Below are 2,981 nucleotides of genomic sequence, written 5' to 3'. Positions count from 1 at the left end.
CACGCAAGGTTCGCGTTCCCGTTACAAAGCAAGCCTAAAACGACAGCCCGAACAGCAACGGGACATCGTGATGCTTGGCTCACCTGACAATGGAATCCCCGTCGCCCGGACCCCCGAGGCTCGCAGACGCGCGATCGTAATGCCGCTGGTCATCGCGCTGGCGGTGGCGGCGGTCGCGCTGCTGCTATGGCGGGGCGGGCCGGATCAACCGCGCGGCGCCGGATCGTCGCTGGCCCAGCCGCTGATCGAACGTGCCGCCGGTGACTGGCGCAACACTCGAAACGCCGACAACCCGGCGCGGGTCAAGGCGACCGGCTCGGACTGGGTCGTGGACGGCTCGGCAGGGCTGGATTACCAGCCGGTCGGCTCGATGGGCGGGCTGAACCTGCTGAAGGAAGGGCGCGTCGATTTTGCGCTGGCCGACTATGGGATGACACCCGAGGCGGTGGCCGAGGGGCCGTTCCGGCAACTGCCGCTGGCCGCGGGCGCGGTGGCGGTGGCGGCGAACCTGAACGGCGTCACCGGCCTCACGCTGGACGCGCCGACGCTGGCCGCCATCTATCAGGGCCGCATCACGCGCTGGTCGGACGCGGCACTGGCGGCGCTGAACCCCGGCGTTACGCTGCCCGACTCGCCGATCGTCGCCGTCCATCGCGGCGACGGGTCGGGGTCGACCAACGCGCTGTCGCTGTGGCTGGCGGCCTTCAGCCCCGACTGGGCGGGCGGCCCCGGTGTCGGCCCGCAGCTGACCTGGACCGGCGGTCAGGCCGCCGACGGCAGCCGCGGCATGATCGCGGCGCTGACCGCGACCCCCGGCGCCATCGGCTATGTCGAGGCCGGTCAGGCCCGCCGCGCCGGGCTGACCATCGCCGCGCTGCGCAATGCTGCGGGCCGGGCGGTGCTGCCGGGCGCGCCCAGCCTGCGCGCGGCGCTGTCGGCCGTCGACTGGGCGGCCCCGGCCCCCGACGCGATGGCCCGCGCCGCCGCGCCCGAGGCCTATCCGCTGACGACCGCGATCCACGCCTTCGTGCGCGCTGACCGCGACACCCCGGCAGACACCCGTGCGCTGCTGGACTTCGTCATCGACCGGGGCGCCGGCGCCGCCGAGTCCTTGGGCTATCTGCCGCTGCCGACCGAAGCCTCAGGCCCGGCGCGTCAGATGCTGTCCGGCAAACCGTCCCCCAACAGCTGAGATCACCATGGAAATCGACATCTTCAAGGAAATCATCGTTCCGGTGGTGGGCGGCCTCGGGCTGTTCCTGCTGGGGCTGGAGTTCATGGCCAACGGCATCCAGGCCCTGTCCGTGAACAAGATGCGGGCCTTCCTCGCCCGCGCCGCCGGCACGCCAATCAAAGGCGTCATGGCGGGGACCATCATCACCGGGATCATCCAGTCGTCCACGGCGATGACCGTGATGACCGTGGGTCTGGTGAACGCGGGCGTTCTGACGCTGCGCAGCGCGATCAGCGTCATCATGGGCGCCAACGTCGGCACCACGCTGGGCAACGGGTTGATCGCCCTGCCGCTGGGGCCGCTGGGCCTGTTCTTCGGCGGGATCTTCGCGACGATCTACTGCTTCGCCAAGTCGGACAAGTGGCGCAACGTGGCGCTGGCCTGCATGGGCTTTGCGCTGATCTTCTATGGCCTGAACCTGATGACCGGCGGTCTCAAGCCGCTGCGCTCGATGCCCGAGGTCATGGACCTGATCTCGCATCTGGACGCTTCGAGCTATACCGGCGTCATCTCGTGCGCCTTGATCGCGGCGCTGGTCACGGCGCTGATCCACTCGTCCTCGGCCACCATCGGCATCGTGATGGGGCTTGGCAGCTCGGGGATCCTCGACTGGCAGACGGCCATCGCCTTTGCCATCGGCGCCGACCTCGGCACGACGATCACCAGCTGGATCGCCTCGCTGAACCTGTCCAAGAACGCCAAGCGCACCGCCTATGCGCACATTACCTTCAACTTCATCGGGGTTCTGGTGGTGCTGGCGCTGTTCTATCCGGCGATCCAGGTGCTGACCTGGGTGATGGGCTTCTTTGGCGGCGATCCGGGCACGCCCACGATGATCGACGGCAAGGAGGTCTATCCGCTGGTCCCGGTCGCGATCGGCCTCTTCTCGATCTTCTTCAACATCTTCAACGTGATCATCCTGTTCCCCTTCGTGAACACGTTCGAGCGTTATCTGTCGCGCGTCGGCCGCACCGAGGATGAGGACATCGAGGATTACTCGGTCCCGCGCTTCCTTGACAAAGGCGCGCTGGCCGACTTCCGCCGGGCGCTGCCGGCGGTGCAGCAGGAGCAGCGCCGCGCCCTGGCGGGGGCGGCCCTGTTCCTGGACATCGCCCGCGGGCGTCCGGGTGCGCCCAAGGCTCCGGCCGAGCACCACGAAGCGACCGACGCCCTGTCGCGCGAGATCCGCGCCTATTCGGCGCAGCTCTTCGACGACCGCCTGTCGCGTCCGCAGAAAGACCTCGTCGCCTCGACCATCGAGGAGGTGGACTTCACCGCCGCGCTCAGCGAGTCGCTGCACCAGATCGCCCGCCGCGTCTGCCGCGAAAAGTTCAGCACCGAGGGTCAGTCTCTGCTGAACGCCGCGATGGACCGGCTGGACGCCTCGCTGACCCCGCTGGTCACGGGCGAGCATCTGGCCCCGCGGATGCCCGCCGGCCACAGCCGTCAGGCCGAGTTCGAGGACATCCGCTGGCGGATCATCGACTCGGGTCCGATCCCGGCGAGCGAAAAGGGCGCGCTGCTGGCCCTGCTCGGCTCGATGGAGCGGGCCGAGGTGCTGATCGACCGCATCGCCGACGAACGGCAGTCCGTCGACCGCGGCCTGATCCACGAGGCCACCCCGGCCCGGGCGCGCGATGCCGGGATGGGGCCGGCTGGTCTGGTTCCGGCCGAGTGACACGCGCCTGACGCGGCACGGCATCCTGACGCGACCGCAGTCCGCTGCGGTCGCGTCTTTCGTTAGTCA

The 2,981-nt window shown here is 69.3% G+C and carries 2 protein-coding genes; both read left to right on the top strand.

What is annotated here, in order from left to right; genetic code table 11:
• The first annotated feature begins 139 nt into the window (after positions 1 to 139).
• Positions 140 to 1,192: a phosphate ABC transporter substrate-binding protein PstS gene (pstS, locus tag IC63_RS16620; protein ID WP_052042352.1), complete on the top strand. Its 1,053-nt coding sequence runs from the start codon at positions 140 to 142 to the stop codon at positions 1,190 to 1,192.
• Positions 1,193 to 1,199: 7 nt separating this feature from the next.
• Positions 1,200 to 2,912, top strand: a complete 1,713-nt coding sequence (locus IC63_RS16615; RefSeq protein ID WP_036722698.1) for a Na/Pi cotransporter family protein — start codon at positions 1,200 to 1,202, stop codon at positions 2,910 to 2,912.
• Positions 2,913 to 2,981 lie beyond the last annotated feature (69 nt).

Source organism: Paracoccus sphaerophysae (assembly GCF_000763805.1).
GTDB classification, from domain to species: Bacteria; Pseudomonadota; Alphaproteobacteria; order Rhodobacterales; family Rhodobacteraceae; genus Paracoccus; species Paracoccus sphaerophysae.
Note: the sequence above shows the minus strand (reverse complement) of the source record. Positions and strands in the feature narration are given on the sequence as shown.